The organism is Delftia acidovorans SPH-1, from assembly GCF_000018665.1.
Taxonomy (GTDB): Bacteria; Pseudomonadota; Gammaproteobacteria; order Burkholderiales; family Burkholderiaceae_C; genus Comamonas; species Comamonas acidovorans.
This window is the reverse complement of the sequence record NC_010002.1, coordinates 2705418-2726069: the sequence shown is the minus strand read 5'-3', so window position 1 is coordinate 2726069 and position 20652 is coordinate 2705418. Positions and strand designations below refer to the sequence as shown.

At 68.3% G+C, this 20652-nt stretch carries 17 protein-coding genes; 13 read left to right on the top strand and 4 right to left on the bottom strand.

The features are described from left to right. The first annotated feature begins 100 nt into the window (after positions 1-100). The 7 genes from DACI_RS12325 (at position 101) to prfH (ending at position 6180) form a co-directional block, all read left to right on the top strand. Positions 101-1285, top strand: a complete 1185-nt coding sequence (locus tag DACI_RS12325; protein ID WP_012204384.1) for a pyridoxal phosphate-dependent aminotransferase — start codon at positions 101-103, stop codon at positions 1283-1285. A gap of 12 nt (positions 1286-1297) precedes the next feature. Next, positions 1298-1714 (top strand): tol-pal system-associated acyl-CoA thioesterase, encoded by a 417-nt coding sequence (gene ybgC / locus DACI_RS12320; protein ID WP_012204383.1) that lies wholly within the window; start codon positions 1298-1300, stop codon positions 1712-1714. Further along, positions 1711-2415 (top strand): protein TolQ, encoded by a 705-nt coding sequence (tolQ, locus tag DACI_RS12315; RefSeq protein WP_012204382.1) that lies wholly within the window; start codon positions 1711-1713, stop codon positions 2413-2415. The genes ybgC and tolQ overlap by 4 nt, the downstream gene beginning before the upstream one ends. Before the next feature lie 30 nt (positions 2416-2445). Continuing rightward, positions 2446-2871, top strand: a complete 426-nt coding sequence (locus DACI_RS12310) for an ExbD/TolR family protein (protein WP_012204381.1) — start codon at positions 2446-2448, stop codon at positions 2869-2871. A 24-nt stretch (positions 2872-2895) separates the two neighbouring features. Continuing rightward, positions 2896-4038, top strand: a complete 1143-nt coding sequence (gene tolA / locus DACI_RS12305) for a cell envelope integrity protein TolA (protein ID WP_012204380.1) — start codon at positions 2896-2898, stop codon at positions 4036-4038. Between the two features lie 397 nt (positions 4039-4435). Beyond that, positions 4436-5590 carry an RNA ligase RtcB family protein gene (locus DACI_RS12300; RefSeq protein ID WP_012204379.1) on the top strand — a complete coding sequence of 385 codons (1155 nt, stop codon included), beginning with the start codon at positions 4436-4438 and terminating at the stop codon, positions 5588-5590. Then, positions 5581-6180: a peptide chain release factor H gene (prfH, locus tag DACI_RS12295; RefSeq protein ID WP_012204378.1), complete on the top strand. Its 600-nt coding sequence runs from the start codon at positions 5581-5583 to the stop codon at positions 6178-6180. Before DACI_RS12300 ends, prfH begins: the two co-directional genes overlap by 10 nt. Positions 6181-6190: 10 nt before the next feature. On the opposite strand, the gene DACI_RS12290 is transcribed toward prfH, so the two are convergent. After that, the gene (locus tag DACI_RS12290) at positions 6191-6961 is read right to left on the bottom strand and encodes a sulfite exporter TauE/SafE family protein (protein WP_012204377.1); all 771 of its coding nucleotides are present in this window, start codon (positions 6959-6961) and stop codon (positions 6191-6193) included. 144 nt (positions 6962-7105) lie between these two features. Between DACI_RS12290 and DACI_RS12285 the strand changes: the two genes are divergently transcribed. From DACI_RS12285 to DACI_RS12260, 6 genes are all read left to right on the top strand, one after another. Further along, positions 7106-8017, top strand: a complete 912-nt coding sequence (locus DACI_RS12285; RefSeq protein ID WP_012204376.1) for a LysR family transcriptional regulator — start codon at positions 7106-7108, stop codon at positions 8015-8017. Positions 8018-8038: 21 nt separating this feature from the next. Further along, positions 8039-9427, top strand: a complete 1389-nt coding sequence (gene trhP, locus DACI_RS12280) for a prephenate-dependent tRNA uridine(34) hydroxylase TrhP (protein WP_012204375.1) — start codon at positions 8039-8041, stop codon at positions 9425-9427. 122 nt (positions 9428-9549) lie between these two features. Then, positions 9550-10419, top strand: coding sequence for a hypothetical protein (locus DACI_RS12275; protein ID WP_012204374.1), 870 nt, complete (start codon positions 9550-9552; stop codon positions 10417-10419). Positions 10420-10451: 32 nt separating this feature from the next. Beyond that, positions 10452-11897, top strand: coding sequence for an aminotransferase-like domain-containing protein (locus DACI_RS12270; protein WP_012204373.1), 1446 nt, complete (start codon positions 10452-10454; stop codon positions 11895-11897). A gap of 249 nt (positions 11898-12146) precedes the next feature. Then, positions 12147-14309: a TonB-dependent receptor family protein gene (locus DACI_RS12265; RefSeq protein ID WP_012204372.1), complete on the top strand. Its 2163-nt coding sequence runs from the start codon at positions 12147-12149 to the stop codon at positions 14307-14309. A gap of 225 nt (positions 14310-14534) precedes the next feature. Continuing rightward, the gene (locus tag DACI_RS12260) at positions 14535-15722 is read left to right on the top strand and encodes an IS481 family transposase (protein ID WP_012202886.1); all 1188 of its coding nucleotides are present in this window, start codon (positions 14535-14537) and stop codon (positions 15720-15722) included. 138 nt (positions 15723-15860) lie between these two features. Here the strand turns inward: DACI_RS12260 and DACI_RS12255 are convergent, their stop codons facing one another. The 3 genes from DACI_RS12255 to ccoG all read right to left on the bottom strand — a co-directional run bounded on the left by DACI_RS12255 (position 15861) and on the right by ccoG (position 20525). Next, entirely contained in the window at positions 15861-16853 is a 993-nt protein-coding gene (locus DACI_RS12255) for a Bug family tripartite tricarboxylate transporter substrate binding protein (RefSeq protein ID WP_012204371.1), read from the bottom strand. An 80-nt stretch (positions 16854-16933) separates the two neighbouring features. Then, complete coding sequence (gene ilvD / locus DACI_RS12250) at positions 16934-18811, bottom strand: dihydroxy-acid dehydratase (RefSeq protein WP_043781321.1); 1878 nt, start codon at positions 18809-18811, stop codon at positions 16934-16936. A gap of 244 nt (positions 18812-19055) precedes the next feature. Continuing rightward, complete coding sequence (ccoG, locus tag DACI_RS12245) at positions 19056-20525, bottom strand: cytochrome c oxidase accessory protein CcoG (protein WP_012204369.1); 1470 nt, start codon at positions 20523-20525, stop codon at positions 19056-19058. Positions 20526-20652 lie beyond the last annotated feature (127 nt).

Genomic DNA, 20652 nt, shown 5'->3' with positions numbered 1-20652 from the left:
GCGCCTCGGGTCTTCGGGGCACAGGCCCCGCCGCATCCGGCCATCCACGGCCCGCCCGCGCCTGCCGGGCGCGGGCGCCTCTTCCAGGATTTCACCCGTCATGAAGTTTTCGACCCGCGCCGACCGCATTGAGCCCTTTTACGTGATGGAGATCGCCAAGGCGGCGCAGGAGATGGCGCGCGGCTGCGCGGACAGCGACACGCCGATGATCTTCCTGAACATCGGCGAGCCCGACTTCACCGCCCCCCCGCTGGTGCAGGAGGCCGCAGCGCGCGCCGTGCAGGACGGCGCCACGCAATACACGCCGGCCCTGGGCCTGCCCCAGCTGCGCGAGCGCATCAGCCACTGGTATGCGCAGCGCTTCGGCGTGGATGTGCCGGCGCGGCGCATCGTGGTCACGGCCGGCGCCTCGGCCGCGCTGCAGCTGGCCTGCCTGGCCACCATCGACGCGGGCGACGAAATCCTCATGCCCGACCCCAGCTATCCCTGCAACCGCCACTTCGTGAGCGCAGCCGAAGGCCGGGCCGTGATGGTGCCGACCACGGCGGCCGAACGCTACCAGTTGAGCGCCGACAAGGTCGAGGCTGCCTGGACCGAGCACACGCGCGGCGTGCTGCTGGCCTCGCCCTCCAATCCCACCGGCACCTCGATTGCGCCGGCCGAGCTGCGCCGCATCCTCGACGTGGTGCGCGCCCGGGGCGGGCTGACCATCATCGACGAGATCTACCTGGGCCTGTCGCATGACGACGCCTTCGGCCAGACCGCGCTGGCGCTGGGAGAGGACGTGATCAGCATCAACAGCTTCAGCAAGTACTTCAACATGACGGGCTGGCGCCTGGGCTGGATGGTGGTGCCCGAGGCCATGGTGCCCGTGGTCGAGCGCGTGGCGCAGAACCTCTTCATCTGCGCCAGCACCGTCTCGCAGCGCGCCGCCCTGGCCTGCTTCGAGCCCGAGTCCATTGCCGAGTACGAGCGCCGCCGCGCCGAATTCAAGGCCCGGCGCGACTTCTTCATCCCTGCGCTCGAGGCCCTGGGCCTGCCCGTGCCCGTGCAGCCCGACGGCGCCTTCTACGCCTGGGCCGACTGCCGAGCCGCTGCCGCCAAGCTTGGCGTCCAGGGCAGCTGGGACTTTGCCTACGCCGTCATGGAGCGCGCCCACCTGGCCATCACGCCGGGCCGCGACTTCGGCACGTTCGAGACCGCCGACTTCGTGCGCTTTTCCACGGCCAACTCCATGGAACAGCTGCAGGAGGCCGTGCGCCGCCTGCAGCGCCTGCTGGCCTGAGGCCCGCCACACATGGCCTTCGAATTTCCCATCCGCGTCTACTGGGAGGACACCGATGCCGGCGGCATCGTGTTCTACGCCAACTATCTGAAGTTCTTCGAGCGTGCCCGCACCGAGTGGCTGCGCGCCCTGGGCATAGGCCAGCAGCAGTTGCGGGAACAAACGGGCGGCATGTTTGTCGTAACCCAGGCCCAGCTGCAATACCTGCGGGCGGCCCGGCTCGATGACCAACTCCTTGTTACCGCCGAGCTGCAAAGCAGCGGGCGCGCTTCGCTGACAATACGGCAGCAGGCGCTGCTGGCATCCGCCGGCGATGGCAATGCGCCGCCGCCCCTGTTGTGCGAAGGCACGATCCGCATTGGATGGGTGGATGGCTCGACCATGCGCCCCGCAAGAATTCCGAACCGCATCCTGGAGCAACTCACATGAACTCCCATGACATGTCCATACTCAGCCTCGTGCTGCAGGCCAGCTGGGTCGTGCAGCTGGTCATGCTGATCCTCGTGGGCGCCTCGGTGGCCAGCTGGGCCACCATCTTCCGCAAGTCGCAGACCTTGAAGCGCGTGCGCTCGCTCAACGACGGCTTCGAGCAGGACTTCTGGTCGGGCACCAGCCTCAACGATCTCTACGCCTCGGCGGCCCACCACGCCAAGCAGGGCGGCCCCATGGAACGCATCTTCGCCAGCGGCATGCGCGAGTACCAGAAGCTGCGCGAGCGCCGCATCGCCGATGTGAACCAGTTGATGGACGGCACCCGCCGCGCCATGCGCGCCAGCTTCCAGCGCGAGATGGACGAGGTCGAGTCGGGCCTGTCCTTCCTGGGCACCGTGGGCTCGGTCTCTCCCTACATCGGCCTGTTCGGCACGGTCTGGGGCGTGATGCACGCCTTCACCGGCTTTGCCAACATGGAGCAGATCACGCTGGCCACCGTGGCCCCCGGCATTGCCGAGGCGCTGGTGGCCACGGCCATGGGCCTGTTCGCCGCCATCCCGGCCGTCACGGCATACAACCGCTATGCCCACCAGATCGACCGCGTGGCCAGCCAGCAGGAAACCTTCATCGAAGAGTTCTCCAACATCCTGCAGCGCAACGTGGGTGCGACCGGCTCCAGCACCCCGTCCGGCCATTGAAGTCGCTCAAAGCCAGCAAGGAGTGAGCACATGCCCGCAGTAGCCTCGCGCGGCGGCCGCAGCCGCCGCACCGTCAACGAGATCAACATGGTGCCCTTCATCGACGTGATGCTGGTGCTGCTCATCATCTTCATGGTGACGGCCCCCATGCTCACGCCGGGCTCCATCAACGTGCCCAGCGCCGGCAAGGCCGCGCGCACGCCCCCGAAGCGCGCCGACGTGATGATCGACAAGGACGGCGGCATCCGCATCAAGGCCGGCAGCACCGACAAGACCGTCACGCTCAAGGAGCTGGGCGCAGCCGCCAGGAGCTGGCAGGACCAGCAAAGCGACGACAGCGCCGTGCTGATTTCGGCGGACAAGAAGCTGCCCTTCGAGACCGTGATGGCCGCCATGTCGGCCCTGCAGTCGGCCGGCGTCAAGCGCGTGGCCTTCGGCGTCAAGTCCTCCCAGTAAGCAGCGCCGCCCGCCTTCGATCCCATGCCCAACCTGCAAGACCACGACCAGTTCGCACCGCCGCGCACGCGCGGCCGCACGCGCTCGTGGGCCCTGGCCGCGGCAGCGCACGGGCTGCTCGTGGCCGCCATGCTGTGGACCGTGCGCCCCCCGAAGCAGGCCGACGAGCCCATGGTCGAGGCCGAGTTCTGGTCCACGGCCGCACCCGCTCCCGCCCTGCCCGTGCCTGCGCCACCGCCGCCACCTGCACCCGAGCCTGTTCCCCAGCCGCCACCGCCGCCGCCTGCGCCCGTGATTGCACCGCCCCCACCTCCCAAGCCGCAGGCCGTGGACGACGACCACGAGGCCGAGATCGCGCTGGAGAAGAAGCGCAAGATCGAGCAGCAAAAGAAGGAGCGCGCCGAACAGGCCGCCCGTGAGCAGCGCGAGAAGGAACGCCAGGAGCGCCTGGACAAGGAAAAGGCCGACAAGGCGGCCAAGGACAAGGCCGAGCGCGAGAAGGCGGAAAAAGCCGAGAAGGACCGCCGCGACAAGCTCGAGCAGCAGAAAAAGGACAAGGCCGAGCAGGACCGCAAGGACCGCCTGGAGCAGCAAAAGAAGGACAAGGCCGAAAAGGAAAAGGCGGACAAGGAAAAAGCCGCCAGGGACAAGGCCGAGCGCGAGAAAGCCGAGAAGGCCGACAAGGAAAAGGCCGCCAAGGCCGAAGCCGAGAAGAAGGCCGCCGAGGACAAGCGCAAGAAGGAACAGGCCGCCAAGGAAGCCCGCGAGGCCAAGGAAGCCGAGGCACGTCGCCTGGAGAACATCCGCCGCATGCAGGGTCTGGCCGGCAGCGGCGGCTCGGCCGGCGAAGGCGCCGGTGGCAGCAAGAGCGGTGGCTCGGGCAGCTCGGCCGCAGGCCCCTCGGCCGGCTATGGCGCCAAGGTGGCTGCACGCGTCAAGCCCAACATCGTCTACCCGGACGCCATCAGCGGCAACCCGCGGGCCGAGGTGCGCGTGCGCACCGCGCCCGATGGCACCATCACCGGCGCCACCATTGCCAAGTCCAGCGGCAACAAGGCCTGGGACGACGCCGTCATCCGCGCGCTGCAAAAGACCGAGACGCTGCCGCGCGACATCGATGGCCGCGTGCCTTCGGACCTGGTCATCGGATTCCGTCCGCAGGACTGAACGGGCACAGGCCCTTCATCAAAAAGCCCCGCCGGTACCTGCCTGCGGGGCTTTTTCCATCTTGCTTTGTATGCAATCCGCCACGCGCCTGCGACTTCGCTTGCGGCACCGGCCGCTTGCCCCTAGCATCCCCGTCTTTGCCGCATTCGCGGCACCCGTCCACCATCGCAAAGGAGAGAACCCATGTCCCATTCGACACGTCCCTTTGCAGTCGTGCACGCTTGAAGCCCTAGCGCCTCCAGGCCACGCTGCAGACCTGATTCCCGGCCCCCTGAGGCCCGGCTTTCGGCTGCGCGTGCGCTTTTCCTGATGCCTGTCCATCGAGCTTGCGGCGACTGCCCATTGCGCATTCCGCATCTGCCGGAATGTGCCCCAAGCACTCGATCGAAAGCCATTCATGGGCAATTCCCTTTCGGACACCTACATTGAGGTGTTCGCCAACCGCGGCGTCTGGATTGAAGACGCCGCCATCCAACAACTTCAAACAACGGCCCGCAACCTGGCCGGCATGCGCGCAGCCGTGGGCCTGCCCGACCTGCACCCGGGCCGGGGCTACCCGGTAGGGGCGGCCTTCTTTTCCGTGGGCCGCTTCTACCCGGCCCTGGTCGGCGGCGACATCGGCTGCGGCATGTCGCTGTACAGCACGGAGCTGGCAGCGCACAAGACCTCGGCCCCCAAGCTGGAAAAGGCGGTGGGCAACATCGACGGCCCCCTGCCCCAGGAACTGCTGGACGCCGTGGACATGCAGCGGCTGGAGCACATCGCCCAGGCCAGCGGCGTGGCCGACCTGGCGTATCTGCAGGACAGCCTGGGCACCATTGGCGGCGGCAACCACTTTGCCGAACTGCAGGTGGTGGACACGCTGTACGAGGACGGCGCGCTCGACAGGAAACGCGTGCACCTCATGGTGCACAGCGGCTCGCGCGGGCTGGGCGGCGCCATCCTGCGCGCCCATGTGGAGGCCTTCAGCCACGACGGCCTGGCCGCCAGCAGCAATGCCGCCACGCAGTACCTGCGCCAGCACGCGGCCGCCATCGCCTTTGCCCAGCTCAACCGCGCCAGCATTGCGGCACGCCTGCTGCGCGCCCTGCGCACGCGCGGCCAGGCCCTGCTGGACATCACCCACAACCACGTGATCGCCCACCACTGGCGCGGCGAGGATGGCTTTTTGCACCGCAAGGGCGCCACGCCGGCCGACCAGGGTCTGGTGGTGATCCCGGGTTCGCGCGGCGACTACAGCTACCTCGTGCGGCCCGTGGCCGGGCGTGACGAGGCACTGCACTCGCTGGCACACGGCGCAGGCCGCAAGTGGGCACGCACCGATTGCATGGGCCGCCTGCGCCCGCGCTTCACGCTGGACGAACTGCTGCGCACAAAATTCGGCAGCGCCGTGGTCTGCGCCGACCGCGAACTGGTCTACGAGGAGGCCCCCCAGGCCTACAAGGACGTGGACTCCGTGGTCGCCAGCCTGCAGGAAGCCGGTCTGGTGCAACTGGTGGCGCGGCTGCGCCCCCTGCTGACCTACAAGAAGGGAGCCATGCAATGCTGCTGATCCAGCTGACCGCATCCCACGGCCCTGCCGAGTGCGAGCATGCCGTGCGCCTGACCCTGCGCGAGCTGCTGCGCGACTGCGCCGCCAGCGGCATCGCCGTGGACGTGCTGGAGGAAACGCCCACGCCGGCCGGCTACAAGTCCGTGCTGCTGCGCTGCGAGGGCGACACGGGCCTGCTTCACGGCACGCTGGGCGCCTGGCTGGGCACCATCCAGTGGGTCTTCGACAGCCCCCTGCGGCCCCACCACCCGCGCAGGAACTGGTTTGTTGCCGTGCAGAAGTGCGAGCCGCCCCGGCAGTTGCCGGCAGACGGCGAAATCGTCTTCCAGGCCTGCAAGGCCTCGGGCAAGGGCGGCCAGCATGTCAACACCACGGACTCCGCCGTCCATGCCCTGCATGTGCCCAGCGGGATCTCGGTGAAGGTCATGAGCGAGCGCAGCCAGCACGCCAACAAGCGGCTGGCGCGCGAGCTGCTGGCCCTGAAGCTGGCGCGCCTCAACGCGCAGGGCGAGGGCCAGGCCCGGCGCACGCGCAGCCAGCAGCACTGGGAGGTGGAGCGCGGCAGCCCGGTGAAGGTGTTCCGCGCCTGAACGCCCGGGACTAGCCCCTGGCGCACATGTAGATGCCCAGGGCCAGCAGGCCCAGCATCAGCACGCGCTTGAAAACCTGGGGCGACAGCGACTGGCGCAGCCGCTCGCCCCAGGCCATGCCGGCCAGGGCGGGCAGCAGCATCAGTGCGGAAACCAGGGCCGTGGCCCCCCAGCCCGTCCAGGACGAAGCGGCATGGCCCGGCCCCTGCGCCAGCGCCATGCCCGCGCCCAGCGCCAGCGTGGACACCGTGAAGCACAGGCCCATGGCCTGCATCAGCGCCTGCCGGCCCAGCGCCAGCGATTGCAAAAAGGCCACGGCCGGCACCACGAACACGCCGGTCAGCGCCGTGATCCCGCCCGTCAACAGACCACACAACAGGCCCAGCCAGGCCTGATGCCTCTGCGGCAACTGCAGGCCCGGCCCCCAAAGGCCCCACAGGGCATAGATAACCAGGGCCACGCCCAGCGCCGTGCGCGCCACGGCGGCCTCGCCCACCGGGCCCCACCACAGCATGCCGCCCACCGTGCCCGCGACAATGCCAAGCTGCATCCAGCCCAGGCGCCGCAGCAAAGGCCGCAGCGATGGCATGGGCCGCATCTGCACCACATTGGTCACCAGGGACGGCAGCAGCAGCCAGGCCGCCGCCTGCCCGGCCGGCATGAACAGCGCCAGCAGCGCCATGGACACCGTGGGCAGGCCCAGGCCCACCACTCCCTTGACGACACCGGCCAGCCCGAACACGGCCACCGCCGCCGCCAGCACCCACCACGCATCCCACATCACGGCCACCCTGAACTTTCACTGACTTAGCTCAGGCCTTTCCTGAACCTCATGGCGCCATGCTCGCCCACCACCGCAGGGATCACAATCGGGAATCTTCAAACCAAGGCTCAGGCATGGCCTGATCCTTCAGCACCACAGTCCATGCGATTCGACCTCACCGACCTGCAGCTGTTCGTCCATATCCTCGACTGCGGCACGCTTACGGCGGCGGCCGGGCGGGCGCACATGACGCTGGCCTCGGCCAGCGAGCGCGTGCGCGGCATGGAGGCGCAACTGGGCTGCGCCCTGCTCGCGCGCCAGGCGCGCGGCGTGCGGCCCACGGCGGCCGGCCACACGCTGGGCCAGCATGCGCGTGACGTTCTGGCACGGATGCAACGCCTGCGCGGCGACATGGCCGAGTACGGCGCGGGCCTGGCCGGGCATGTGCGCGTATGCGGCAACACCTCGGCCGTGAGCGAGCACCTGCCGCTGGCCGTGGCCGGATTCCTGCGCGGGCATCCGCGCGTGGCGCTGGAGCTGCAGGAATGCCGCAGCGCCGAAGTGCTGGACCGGCTGCGCCAGGGCCTGTGCGACATCGGCGTGGCCAGCGATGCCCAGGACCTGCGCGGCCTGCAGGCCACGCCCTGGCGCCCCGACCCGCTGGTGGCCGTGCTGCCGCGCGCCCACCGCCTGGCCCGGCGCAAGCGGCTGGCCTTGCAGGACCTGCTGACCGAAGACTGGGTAGGCCTGCCGCACGATGCCGCCCTGCAGGTGCTGGTGCGCCAGCAGGCTGCCTTGCTGGAAGGGCCGTCGGGAGGGCAGTTGCGCTGGCGCGCCCAGCTGCAGCACCTGGACAGCATCTGCCAGCTGGTGGGCCAGGGCGTGGGCGTGGCCGTCATGCCCGCCGCCGCCGCGCAGCGCCTGGCCCCGGCCAGCGGCGCCCGCGCCGTGCCCTTGAGCGATGCCTGGGCCCGGCGCCAGCTGCTGCTGTGCACGGCCCGGGAAGACCAGTTGCCCGCCCATGCAAGGCAGTTGCTGGTGCATCTGAAGGGACTGGGCCTGGCGGAGCCATAGCGAACCGTGTTGGAAAGCGCGATGCGGGACAATACGGGGATCATGACCCTCAAAGCCCCCGAACTGCTGCTGCCGGCCGGCTCGCTCGACAAGATGCGTGCGGCCTACGACTTTGGCGCCGACGCCATCTACGCCGGGCAACCCCGCTACAGCCTGCGCGCACGCAACAACGAATTCCGCCTCGAACAGATCGCCCAGGGCATCTCCGAGGCGCATGCGCGGGGCAAGAAATTCTTCGTCACCAGCAACCTGATCGCCCACAACGACAAGGTGCGCACCTATATCCGCGACATCGAGCCCGTGATCGAGTGCAAGCCCGACGCGCTGATCATGGCCGACCCCGGCCTGATCATGATGGTCAAGGAAAAGTGGCCCGAGACCGAGGTCCATCTCTCGGTGCAGGCCAACACCACCAACTGGGCCACGGTGAAGTTCTGGCAGAAGGCCGGCGTCTCGCGCATCATCCTGTCGCGCGAGCTGTCGCTGGACGAGATCGAGAAGATCCGCCAGGAATGCCCGGACATGGAGATCGAGGTCTTCGTGCACGGCGCGCTGTGCATCGCCTACTCGGGCCGCTGCCTGCTGTCGGGCTACTTCAACCGGCGCGATCCCAACCAGGGCACCTGCACCAATGCCTGCCGCTGGGACTACAAGACGCATGACGCGGCCGTGGATCCCAATACCGGCGAGGCCCTGGCCCAGACCATGGAGCAGGACTTCAGCTTCGAGAAGGCCCGCGAGGAGGCCGACAGCCAGTTCACCAGCACCTGCGGCGACGGCGCGCGCCACCCCAAGGCCGAGCAGGTCTACCTGCTGGAGGAAAAGGGCCGCCCCGGCGAGCTGATGCCCATCATGGAAGACGAGCACGGCACCTACATCATGAACTCCAAGGACCTGCGCGCCGTGGAGCATGTGGAGCGCCTGGTGAAGATCGGCGTGGACTCGCTCAAGATCGAGGGCCGCACCAAGAGCCTGTACTACGTGGCCCGCACGGCCCAGGTCTACCGCCGCGCCATCGACGATGCCGTGGCTGGTCGCCCCTTCAACCCGCACCTGATCACCGAGCTCGAAGGCCTGGCCAACCGCGGCTACACGGGCGGCCTGCTGGAGCGCCGTCCCTCGCAGGACTACCAGAACTACGAGACCGGCCACTCGGTGCTGCAGCGCAGCCACTTCGTGGGCGAGGTGCGCAGCTATGCCGACGGCATGGCCGAGGTGGAGACCAAGAACCGCTTCTCGGTGGGCGATACGCTGGAGATCATCCACCCGCAGGGCAACCGCCAGGTGCTGCTGGAGAAGATGTTCAACCTCGACGGCGAACCGGTGCAGGTCGCCCAGGGCAACCCGATCCGCGTGCGCATTCCGCTGGATGCGCCGGCCGAGGGTGCGCTGATCTCGCGCCTGCTGTGAAGCCGGGGCGCAGGCCGCCCTGCCCTCCTTGCCCGTGATTTTTTCCTGGCGGCTGTCCAGGGCCATTGCTGCAATGGCCCGGAGCGGCCGCCGTTCCTTTCATTCCTCATTTCTGCACTGCCATGGACATCGTCGTCAACGAAGAACTCAAGGCCTACATCGACCCGCTGACCCCCGATGAACTCGACGCGCTGGAGCGCAGCATCGTGGCCGAAGGCTGCCGCGACGCGCTCGTGCTCTGGAACGACCTGCTCATCGACGGCCACAACCGCTACGCCATCTGCCAAAAGCACGGCCTGCCCTTCAACACCGTGCAGGCCACGCAGTTCAAGAACATGGACGACGTGCACCTGTGGATGATCGACCAGCACCTGGGCCGCCGCAGCGTGTCCGACTTCCAGCGCGGCGTGCTGGCGCTGCGCAAGCGCGAGATCATTGCCACGCGCCGCTCGGCCGCCGCCGCCGCCGTGATGGCCGCCAAGGCCGATGCGCCCCAGGCCGAGGGTGAAGCCCCCTGGGAAGGCGAGACCGACCCCGTGGTCGCCGCCGCCCTGGCCAGCGTGGCCAAGGTGCCCGACGAGGCCCTGGACACGCGCGAGGCCCTGGCCCGCGTGGCCCGCCTGTCCAGCAGCCAGGTCAAGCTGATCGAGACCATCCAGCAAAAGGCCGCGCCCGAAGTGGTGGCCGCCGTGCGCTCGGGCGACATCTCGCTGAGCACCGCCGCCGTGGTCGCCAGCCTGCCCGTGGACGAGCAGCAGGCCGTGGCCGCCGCAGGCGCCGACGAACTCAAGCAGGCCGCCAAGCGCGTGCGCGATGCCAAGAAAAAGCCCAAGGCCGCCAAGCCCGAAGCCGAAGCGGCCGACGGCGAAGGCGCGGCCGTGACCGCCTCGCCCGAGGAGCTGCAGCAGCGTGTGAACGAACTCGAAGCCGAGAACGAGCGCCTGCGCCAGCAGATCAAGGCGCTGCAGGAACTGCTGGCCGAGCAAGGCTGAAGCGGCGCCCGCACCCAAACACGCACGCCGCCATGACGCGCTACCAGGAGCTGGCCGACGATATCGAGGCATCCATCACCGCAGGCGTTCTGTGCCCAGGTGACAAGCTGCCCTCGGTGCGCCAGACCAGCGAGCGGCGCGGCGTCAGCGCCTCCACGGTGTTCCAGGCCTACTACCTGCTGGAGGCGCGCGGCCTGGTGCGCGCGCGCGAGCGATCGGGCTACTTCGTGGCCCAGCGCCCGCGCAGCGCGCCGCCCGAGCCCACCGAGCCGTCTTCGCCAGAGGGCGACAGCTTTGCGGTGGTCGATGTGAGCGAGCGCGTGTTCGAGGTGCTGGAGTCGGCCATGGACCGCGATGTCGTGCCCCTGGGCTCGGCCTTTCCCTCGCCGGGCCTGTTCCCCCTGCGCCGCCTGGGCCAGTGCCTGGCGCATGCCGCGCGCGAGGCCGACCCGCGCAGCGCCATCGACGACCTCACGCCCGGAAGCCTGGCGCTGCGCCGCCAGATCGCACGCCGCTACCTGGCCGACGGCCTGGCGCTGACGCCGGCCGATCTGGTCATCACCAACGGCGCACTGGAGGCCCTGAACCTGTGCCTGGCCGCCGTCACGCGGCCCGGCGGCGCCGTGGTCATCGAATCGCCCTGCTTCTATGGCGCGCTGCAGGCGCTGGAGCGCATGGGCCTGTCGGCCATCGAGGTGCCCACCCATCCGGGCGAGGGCATGGACCTGAACGCGCTGGAGGCAGCACTGCAGCGCCACAGGCCCCAGGCCATCTGGCTGATGACCTGCTTTCAGAACCCGCTGGGCAGCCTCATGCCAGAGGCGCGCAAACGCGCACTGGTGGAGCTGGTCACGCGCCACCGCGTGCCGCTGATCGAAGACGACGTGTACGGCGAGCTGTACTTCGGTGAGCGCCGCCCGCCGCCGGCCAAGACCTTCGACACCGAAGGCTGGGTGCTGCACTGCAGCTCGTTCTCCAAATGGCTGGCGCCGGGCTGGCGCACGGGCTGGGCCGCGCCGGGGCGCTTCACGCGCGCCGTGGCCCGGCAAAAGCTCACCACCACGCTGGCCACAAATGCACCCACCCAGCAGGCGCTGGCCGACTACCTGGAAAGCGGCGGCGCCGACCGCCACCTGCGCCGCCTGCGCCAGAGCCTGGCCCTGCAGCGGGACCACATGGCATCGGCCATTGCCCGCCACTTTCCACAAGGCACGCGGGCCACGCGGCCCGAGGGCGGCTACTTCATGTGGATAGAGCTGCCGCCGTACTGCAATGCGCTGGCCCTGCACCGCGCGGCGCTGGCGCGCGGCATCAGCGTGGCGCCGGGGCCGATCTTCTCGGCCTCGCAGGCCTTCGGCCACTGCCTGCGGCTGAACTACGGCCATGACTGGAGCGACGAGACCGGGCAGGCCCTGGCCACGCTGGGCGAGCTGGCCCGCGCAATGCAGCCCCGTCCAACAGCAAAAGCAGCAAGGTAAGCGCCCGCTGCGCTGGCAGCACCTGCTGCGCTGTAGCGCCCGGGCAACGCGGCCCGGCACAGCTGCTGTCAGCCTGGTGCCGAGCTGGATGATTCTCATTTAGACTCGCACCCCGAACCGGCATCGCCGCCATGCATGCTGACCGGTCCTTGTCTCCTGCTTCCGCCTCGCCCGCCGCCACGCGTCCTGCAGCCTGCCAGCCGACCCTTCAGCGCTGCACCAATCCCAGAGGCACAAAGGAAGTTTTCCATGGTTTCCAGCAATCACTGCGCCACGCTCACACGCTGCGCGGCCGCTGTCGCCGCCGCCCTGCTGTCGCTGCAGGCGTCGGCACAGGCGCCATCCCCCACCACCACCGCACCCGAGGCCGGCCTGTCCGCCATCACCGTCACGGGCAACTGGCTGGACAACCCCACCGAGGAAAAGGTGCTGGACCATGCCGGCGCGCGCACCATCGTCGAACGGGCGCGCATCGAGGAAACCGGATCCTCCAGCCTGCGCGACGTGCTGCGCCTGGTGCCCGGCGTGCAGGTGCAGGACAGCAACGGCACGGGCGGCAGCGACGTGTCGCTGAACATCGGCGTGCGCGGCCTGACGGCGCGCCTGTCGCCGCGCTCGTATGTGCTGATGGACGGCGTGCCCGTCTCCTACGCGCCCTACGGCCAGCCCCAGCTGTCGCTGGCGCCCGTGTCGCTGGGCAACCTGGAGTCGGTGGACGTGATCCGCGGCGCGGGCTCGGTGCGCTACGGCCCCCAGAACGTGGGAGGCATCATCAACTTCGTCACGCGCGCCATTCCCAAGACCTTCGCGGCCGAGGCCTCGGTGGGCACCGAGATCTACAGCCACGGCGGCAATGCCAAGACCACGCCCAGCCTGTTCGTGGGCGGCACCAACGAATCCGGCCTGGGCCTGGCCCTGCTGTACTCGGGCACGCATGGCGACGGCTGGCGCGCAGGCAATGACAAGACCGATATCGACGACATCCTGCTCAAGGGCGCCTACCGCATCTCGGCCCAGGACGACATCGCCGTCTCGCTGCACCACTTCGAGGGCTCGGGCCGCATGCCCGGCGGCCTGACCACGGCGCAGTACGCGGCCGACCCGTTCCAGTCCACGCGCTCCTACGACAGCTTCGACGGCCGCCGCACCGATGCCTCGTTCAAGTACAACCACAAGGACGGGCGCAACAACTTCGAGGTGCTTGGCTACTACGTGGACTCGTTCCGCGGCAGCTACATCGAGCAGGACAACGCCAACCAGCGCCGCCTGACGGCCGCGCCGCGCAGCTACCACTACTTCGGCATCGAGCCGCGCTACTCGCGCCTGTTCGAGACCGGCTCCGTGGTGCAGGAAGTCAGCGTGGGCTACCGCTACCTCAAGGAAAGCAGTTCCGAGGTCGCGCTGCGCACGGCCTACTACAACCCCGCCACCATGGCCAACGCGATGGCCCTGCCGATCACGCCCTACCAGACCAGCCAGGGCGGCACCACGGCCCATGCCTTCTACATCGATGACCGCATCGACATCGGCAACTGGACCATCACCCCTGGCGTGCGCTACGAACGCATCAACTCCTTCAACAACGTCAGCAACCTGGGCGCCGATGGCAGCACCGTCACCAGCCAGCTGTTCCCCAAGGCCGATGCAAGCGAGTTCCTGCCCACACTGTCCGTGCTCTACCGCATGAATGCGCAGTGGTCGCTGTTCGCCAACGCGGGCAAGTCCTTCGGCCCGCAGCAGTACGCACAGCTGGCCCAGACCGAGCGCGGCCTGCATCCCGAATCGGCCAAGACCTATGAGGTGGGCACGCACTACAACAGCCCGGCGCTGAACGCCGAGCTGACGCTGTTCAACATCGACTTCGACAAGGAACTGCTGCTGACCCGCGTGGGCGTGGACGGCATCTGGACCGACCTGGGCGCCACGCGCCACCGAGGCATCGAGTCCTCGCTGCGCTACGACCTGGGCCAGTGGAATGCCGCGCTCAAGGGGCTGACGGCGGGTGTGTCCTATACCTACACCGAGGCCGTCTCGCGCGCTGGCGATTTCGCGGGGCGCGACCTGCCGCTGTACTCGCGCCACACGGGCCAGCTGTGGGCGCGCTATGCGCTGGGGCAGTGGACGCTGAATGCCGACCTGGCCGCGCAATCGAAGCAGCGCTCTCCGGGGTCGGGCACGCAGTATGTGACGCAGGAAGATGCTGCGGGGCGGCTGGGCGATATTCCCGGGTTTGCGACCGTGGGCCTGCGTGCGGGCTATGACTTTGGCAAGTCGCTGAGCAATCTGCGGGTGGCTGTGGGGGTCAAGAATCTGTTCGATCGCAGGTACTACACGCGGTCTACGGATAACAACGGGGGCAAGTATGTGGGGATGCCTCGGACGTTGTATGTGCAGGGGACGTTGCCGTTCTGATGCTTTGGTTTACGTGGGTCTGTTTTTGACCCTGCCGGGTGGTATTTTTCTGAGCCCGGGTCTCGGCCCGGCAGCCGACTGCCCTTTCTTGATTCGCCAAGAAAGGTCAGATCAAAGAAGGCGACCGGTACGACTCACACTCATAGGTGACACATCAGTACAAGGACATGGGTAACAGATCCAAGCTTGGCAGCTGGAGCCAACAGCAGCCAAGGAGCGATCACCATGCCCTGGAAGGAGTGCGCACCCATGGACGAGAAACTGCTCTTCATAGCCGACCACCTGCGCGGTGGTGCGCCGCTGAGCGAGCTGTGCAGGCGCTACGGCATCAGCCGCAAGACGGCCTACAAGTGGGTTGAGCGTTACCGCCAACTGGGCATGGATGGATTGCAAGAACGCAGTCGCAGGCCCCACGGGAACAATCAGGCGATCAGCTATGCACAGCGCCGGGCCATCATTGAGCTGCGCACGCAGCAAAGGTCACAGATGGGGCCCAAGAAGCTGCACGCTTTGCTCCTGCAGCGTTGGGGCCCACAGGAGACACCCAGCAAAACCACCATCTACAACGTGCTGAAGGCTGAGGGGCTTGTTTGCAGCAGGCGTGTACGCAGACGCTCGGTGCCTACGGCCCAGCCCTTGCGAACGAGCAAGCAGCCCAATGGGGTGTGGAGTGCAGACTACAAAGGCCAGTTCAAGACAGCCGATGGTCACTGGTGCTATCCATTGACCATCATGGACCACGCCAGCCGCTATTTGCTGGCCGTGCACGTCTACGACAGCCCCAACTACGAGGATGCCAAACGCAGCTTCGAACAGGTGTTTCGGCAATACGGACTGCCCGAGCGCATACGCAGTGACAACGGTCCGCCATTCGCGACTACTGGCGTGGCGGGCCTGTCACGCCTGGCGATATGGTGGATAAGGCTGGGCATCAGGCCGGAGCGCATCGAGAGGGGCAAGCCACAGCAAAACGGTCGCCACGAGCGGATGCACCGCACGCTCAAGCATGCCCTGGGCAAAGAGCCTGCGGCGGACAAAGCGGCATTGCAGATGCAGCTCGATGCCTTTGTGGAGCACTACAACCAGCAGCGCCCGCATGAGGCCTTGCAGCAAAGCATGCCGGCCCAGCATTACAGCGACTCGGCCAGGCCATACCCCTCAAAGCTACCGGAGCTGCAGTACCCGAAGCATTGGGAACGAGTTCGAGTCAGCCACAACGGCCTGATTTACTGGCGAGCGCTGCGGGTCTACATCGGCTACCTGCTGGCGGGGCAGTGGATCGGGATGCAGGAGGTGGCCGCTGGCCAGTGGGATGTGTATCTGGGGCCGGTGCGACTGGGCTGCTTCAACGAAGAGGATGTGCGAGGACCCCAGAAGGACTATGTGAGCTTGAAGTGTTACCCATGTCTGTGAGCTGAGTTGTTACCCATGTCCTTGACACGTACAACCCGAATGTCCGCGACCCTCCGCTTCGCTGCGGGCAACCTGCGCTGACATACGGGGAGTGGGCATGGGGCGGGCCTTCGCTTCGCTCGGCCCGTTTTGTTCTTTTCAGCCCTCTGCTGTGAATCCCACGCGCTTGACGATGGGGCCCCATTTGGCGAGTTCGGACTGCAGCAGCGCGGCCAGTTCTGCGGGGGTGGAGGATTGGGCGTCCAGGCCGAAGGTGGCCAGGCTGTCCACCACGTCGGGCGTGGCCAGGGCCTTGCGCATGTGGCCGTTCAGGCGCTGCACGGTCTCGGCAGGCGTCTTGGCGGGCACGAAGAAGGCGAACCATTCGCTGTGCGCCATGTCCTTGTAGCCCTGCTCCACCAGCGTGGGCACCTGGGGTGCGAAGCGGCTGCGCTTGGCGCCGCTGACGCCCAGGATGCGCATCTTGCCGCCGGCCAGGTGCTGCAGCATGTCGCCCACGGGGCCGCAGACGGCGGAGACGTTGCCGCCCAGCATGTCCAGCAGCGCGGGCTGGGTGCCGCGGTAGCCGGCGTGCTTGAAGTCCACGCCGGCATGCTGGCCCAGCAGGGCGCCGATGAAGTGCGGCGTGGAGCCGGGAGCGGGCGAGCCGAAGTTGGCGCCTGCGGGGTTGGCCTTGGCCCAGGCGAAGAATTCGGGCACGGTGGTCACGCTGGCGGGCACGGCGGGGCCGACGGCAAAGCCGAAGTCGAAGATGCAGCCCACGGTGACCGGCGCCAGGTCGGCCACCGGGTCATAGGGCAGCTTCTTGTAGATGTGCGGGTAGATGGACAGCATGGACGTGGGCGTCTGCAGCAGGGTGGCGCCGTCTGCGGGCCGGCCCTTGACGTAGCTGATGGCGATCTGCCCGCCCGCGCCTGTGCGGTTTTCCACCACGGCGGTCTTGGCATAGCCCGACAGCTTGGTGCCCACGCGGCGGCAGATGGCGTCCGAGGTGCCTCCGGCCGCGAAGCCGGTGATGATGTTCAGGGTCTCGATGGGGCCCTGGGCCTGCGCCCAGGCCTGCTGGCCCAGGCTGGCCAGCAGCGCACCCGCTCCAGCGGTGCCCAGCCATTGGCGGCGGTCGATGTTCATGCGTATGTCTCCGGTTGAAATTGAAACTCTGGAAAAAACAGTGGGGGAACAGCGGGGAAATGCGTGCCAGCCCGGCGGCTTCAACTGTCGTCGCGCAGCCAGACCACCTGGCCCGAATGCGTGACCGCGCCCTGGTGGGCCGGGCGCACGGTGAGCGCGTATTTTTCCAGCACGCCGCCCAGCGGCGGGGCCTGGCGGCGCGCGGCGGCCGATTGTTCCAGGCGTGCGGCCAGTTCCGCCTCGCCGATTTCCACCGTGATGCTGCGCGCATCGGCGCGGGCGTCGATGGCGATGAGGTCGCCGTCGCGCAGCGCGGCAATGGGGCCGTTGTCGGCGGCCTCGGGGCCTGCGTAGCCGATGCACAGGCCGCGCGTGGCACCAGAGAAGCGCCCATCGGTCAGCAGGGCCACCTTGTCGCCCATGCCCTGGCCATACAGCAGCGCGGTGATGCCCAGCATCTCGCGCATGCCGGGGCTGCCGCGCGGGCCTTCGTTGCGGATGACGATGACATCGCCGGCCGCGTACTGCATGGCCTGCACGGCGGCCTGGGCCTGTTCCTCGGACTCGAAGACGCGCGCGGGGCCCCGGTGCACCAGGGTCTTGAGGCCGGCCGTCTTCAGCAACGCGCCATCGGGGCAGAGGTTGCCCTTGAGCACGGTCAGGCCACCGTCGCGCGTGATGGGATTGCCGGGCGTGCGCACCACCTCGCCATCGGGCGGCGCGGCATCGGCCAGTTCTTCAGCCAGGGTGCGGCCCGTGAAGGTGAGTGCATCGCCGTGGACAAAGCCCTGCTCCATCAGCGTGCGCAGGATCACGCCGGCGCCGCCGATGTAGTACACATCGCGCGCCAGGAAGCGCCCGCCGGGACGCAGGTCGGCGATCAGCGGCGTGCGCGCGAAGATCTCGGCCACGTCGTCCAGGTGGAAGCGGATGCCGGCCTCATGCGCGATGGCCGGCAGGTGCAGGGCGGCATTGGTCGATCCGCCCGTGGCGCTGACCACGGCGCAGGCATTCTCCAGCGCCCGGCGCGTGATGATGTCGCGCGGCAGCGGGCCGCCGCCTTCGGCGCTGGCCCACACGGCCTGCATGAGCTGGCGCGCGGCGCGGCGCATCAGCGGTGCGCGCTCGCTGAACACGGCGGGCACCATGCTGGAGCCGATGGGCGCCAGGCCCAGCGCCTCGCTCACCATGCCCATGGTGTTGGCCGTGAACTGGCCTGCGCAGGCGCCGGCCGTGGGCAGGCAGGCGCGGCTCATGGCCTCCAGGTCCTGCGCCGTGGCGGTGCCGGCCAGCACCTGGCCGATGGTCTCGTAGGTATCGACCACGTTCAGGTCGCGCCCGTGCACGCCGGGCGCCTGCCCCGGCAGGGCCGAGCCGCCATGCACGAAGACGCTGGGCACATTGCAGCGCACCATGCCCATCATCAGCCCCGGCAGGTTCTTGTCGCAGGCGCCGATGGCGAAGATGCCATCCCACTGGTGGCCGCGCACCGAGGCCTCCACGCTGTCGGCGATCAACTCGCGCGAGACCAGCGAAAACCGCATGCCCGAATGCGCCATGGTCAGCCCGTCGCTGACCGACACCACCGGGCATTCATGCGGCGTACCGCCCCCGGCATAGATGCCGGTCTTGGCATGCTGGGCCTGGTCGCGCAGGTTGAGGTTGCAGGGGCTCATCTCCCCGCCCGTGTGGAACACGCCGATGTGCGGGCGCTCTATGTCTTCGTCGTCCTGGCCCAGGGCATGCAGGAAGCTGCGCGTGGTGGCACGGATGGTGCCGGAGCGGATCAGGGCGGAGCGAAAGGGCGTGGGCTTGGGCGTGGGCTTGGGCGTGGGCTTGGGCGTGGCCGCTGCCGGGCTGCTGCCGGTGGTGCTGGTTGTGGCGGTGGAGGCGGCCAGCGATGCGGAGGCGCTGGACTCGGAAAAGACGTTGTCGGGGGAGGCAGGTTTCTGGTTCATACGCGGGACGGAAAACAGCCGCCCACCATAGCGGGGTCTGCGGATTTCCCTATGAGCATTTACACCAGATCGTGTCGCCCGGGAGTCGCCGCCCTGCAAGCCGCCTCGGTGCCGGCAGGATGAAAAAAAGGCCCCGGAGAAAATCCCGGGGCCTCAAAACCGATGCCAGCCCGCGCTGCAGCGGACCAGGCATCGTGCACAACAACTGCGCTGTACTCCTGAATCAATCCATCCAACCGGCCCCTCAGCGCGGCACCAGGAACGTGCTGTGCGCCTGCTTGGAAAGCGCCGGGTCACCCACCGCCGTGGCCGTGATCTCCACGCCGTGCGAGCCAGGGCCGGCCGCGCCATAGGGCGCCTGCAGCCGCACCACGACCCAGCGGTCCTGGGCCGCGCCCACGTCCACCTCGGTCTCCGAAGCCACGCGCAGGCCCTCGATGCCCGAGGCCGTCAGCACATAGCGCTGGTCCTGCTCCGTGGCATTGCCGATCTGCACGCGGTAGATGTTCTCGATCTGGCCGCCGGCCACGATGCGCGACAGCGTGCCCCGGTCGCGCACCACGTCCACCTTGAGCGGCGTGCGCAGCGCCAGGCTAGCCACCATGGCCGTGGAGATGGCCACCAGCGCCGTGCCGTAGATGAGCACGCGCGGGCGGAAGATGCGGCGCACCAGCTCGCTCTGGCGCCAGCCCCGGGCCACGCCGTTCTGCGTGGACAGGCGGATCAGCCCGCGCGGGTAATGCATGCGGTCCATGACGCTGTTGCAGGCGTCGATGCACAGGCCGCAGCCGATGCATTCGTACTGCAGGCCGTCGCGTATGTCGATGCCCACCGGGCAGACCTGCACGCACAGCGTGCAGTCGATGCAGTCGCCAAGCCCCTGGGCCCGGTAGTCCACCCCCTTGTGGCGCGGGCCGCGCGATTCGCCGCGCGCGGTGTCGTAGGTGACGACCAGGGTGTCCTTGTCGAACATGGCGCTCTGGAAGCGCGCATAGGGGCACATGTGCTTGCAGACCTGCTCGCGCAGGAAGCCCGCGTTGCCGTAGGTGGCCAGCGCATAGAACAGCACCCAGAAGATCTGCCATGCGCCGGTCAGCGCCAGCACCTCGGGCAGCAGGCTGCGGATGGGCACGAAGTAGCCGACGAAGGTCAGCCCCGTCCACAGCGAAATCAGCAGCCACAGCGCATGCTTGCCGCCGCGCCGTGCGATCTTCTCCGCGCCCCAGCCGCTGCCGTCCAGCCGCAGCCGCGCGCTGCGGTCGCCCTCCAGACGGCGCTCCACCCACATGAACAGCTCGGTGTAGACCGTCTGCGGGCAGGAAAAACCGCACCACAGCCGCCCGGCCACCGTGGTGAACAGGAACAGCGCCAGCGCCGAGACGATGAGCAGCACCGCCAGGTAGATGAAGTCCTGCGGATACAGCAGCCAGCCGAAGACGTAGAAGCGCCGCTGCTCCAGGTCGAACAGCAGGGCCTGCCGGCCATGGATCTGCAGCCAGGGAATGCCATAGAAGAACAGCTGCGTGAGCCAGACCATGGCCCAGCGCCAATGGGTGAAGCGCCCCGTGATGGAGCGCGGCTGGATCTTCCTGCGCGATTCGAACAGCGGGGAATCCGCGCTGGCATCGGCGATGGGAATCACCTTGCGTGGCGCGGGCCGCGGCCGGGGGGCTGCGGCGGTTTCATCGGGAAGCGGTTTCGGTCGTTCTGACATGCGGGGCCTTCGCCCCGGCCGGTGCGCCCTTGATGCGGGCTTGTCATGAATTGCCGGGGACTGCCTGGACTATGCCCAGCGCCCTGCCCCGGCGGTAGCAGCAGATGCAGCGGATTCGACCGTATCA

What these genes read in the sequence shown, in the direction of transcription:
- DACI_RS12325 (WP_012204384.1), top strand. Translation starts at nt 101, where the DNA reads ATGAAGTTTTCGACCCGCGCCGACCGCATTGAGCCCTTTTACGTGATG.
- ybgC (WP_012204383.1), top strand. Translation starts at nt 1,298, where the DNA reads ATGGCCTTCGAATTTCCCATCCGCGTCTACTGGGAGGACACCGATGCC.
- tolQ (WP_012204382.1), top strand. Translation starts at nt 1,711, where the DNA reads ATGAACTCCCATGACATGTCCATACTCAGCCTCGTGCTGCAGGCCAGC.
- DACI_RS12310 (WP_012204381.1), top strand. Translation starts at nt 2,446, where the DNA reads ATGCCCGCAGTAGCCTCGCGCGGCGGCCGCAGCCGCCGCACCGTCAAC.
- tolA (WP_012204380.1), top strand. Translation starts at nt 2,896, where the DNA reads ATGCCCAACCTGCAAGACCACGACCAGTTCGCACCGCCGCGCACGCGC.
- DACI_RS12300 (WP_012204379.1), top strand. Translation starts at nt 4,436, where the DNA reads ATGGGCAATTCCCTTTCGGACACCTACATTGAGGTGTTCGCCAACCGC.
- prfH (WP_012204378.1), top strand. Translation starts at nt 5,581, where the DNA reads ATGCTGCTGATCCAGCTGACCGCATCCCACGGCCCTGCCGAGTGCGAG.
- DACI_RS12290 (WP_012204377.1), bottom strand. Translation starts at nt 6,961, where the DNA reads ATGTGGGATGCGTGGTGGGTGCTGGCGGCGGCGGTGGCCGTGTTCGGG.
- DACI_RS12285 (WP_012204376.1), top strand. Translation starts at nt 7,106, where the DNA reads ATGCGATTCGACCTCACCGACCTGCAGCTGTTCGTCCATATCCTCGAC.
- trhP (WP_012204375.1), top strand. Translation starts at nt 8,039, where the DNA reads ATGCGGGACAATACGGGGATCATGACCCTCAAAGCCCCCGAACTGCTG.
- DACI_RS12275 (WP_012204374.1), top strand. Translation starts at nt 9,550, where the DNA reads ATGGACATCGTCGTCAACGAAGAACTCAAGGCCTACATCGACCCGCTG.
- DACI_RS12270 (WP_012204373.1), top strand. Translation starts at nt 10,452, where the DNA reads ATGACGCGCTACCAGGAGCTGGCCGACGATATCGAGGCATCCATCACC.
- DACI_RS12265 (WP_012204372.1), top strand. Translation starts at nt 12,147, where the DNA reads ATGGTTTCCAGCAATCACTGCGCCACGCTCACACGCTGCGCGGCCGCT.
- DACI_RS12260 (WP_012202886.1), top strand. Translation starts at nt 14,535, where the DNA reads ATGCCCTGGAAGGAGTGCGCACCCATGGACGAGAAACTGCTCTTCATA.
- DACI_RS12255 (WP_012204371.1), bottom strand. Translation starts at nt 16,853, where the DNA reads ATGAACATCGACCGCCGCCAATGGCTGGGCACCGCTGGAGCGGGTGCG.
- ilvD (WP_043781321.1), bottom strand. Translation starts at nt 18,811, where the DNA reads ATGAACCAGAAACCTGCCTCCCCCGACAACGTCTTTTCCGAGTCCAGC.
- ccoG (WP_012204369.1), bottom strand. Translation starts at nt 20,525, where the DNA reads ATGTCAGAACGACCGAAACCGCTTCCCGATGAAACCGCCGCAGCCCCC.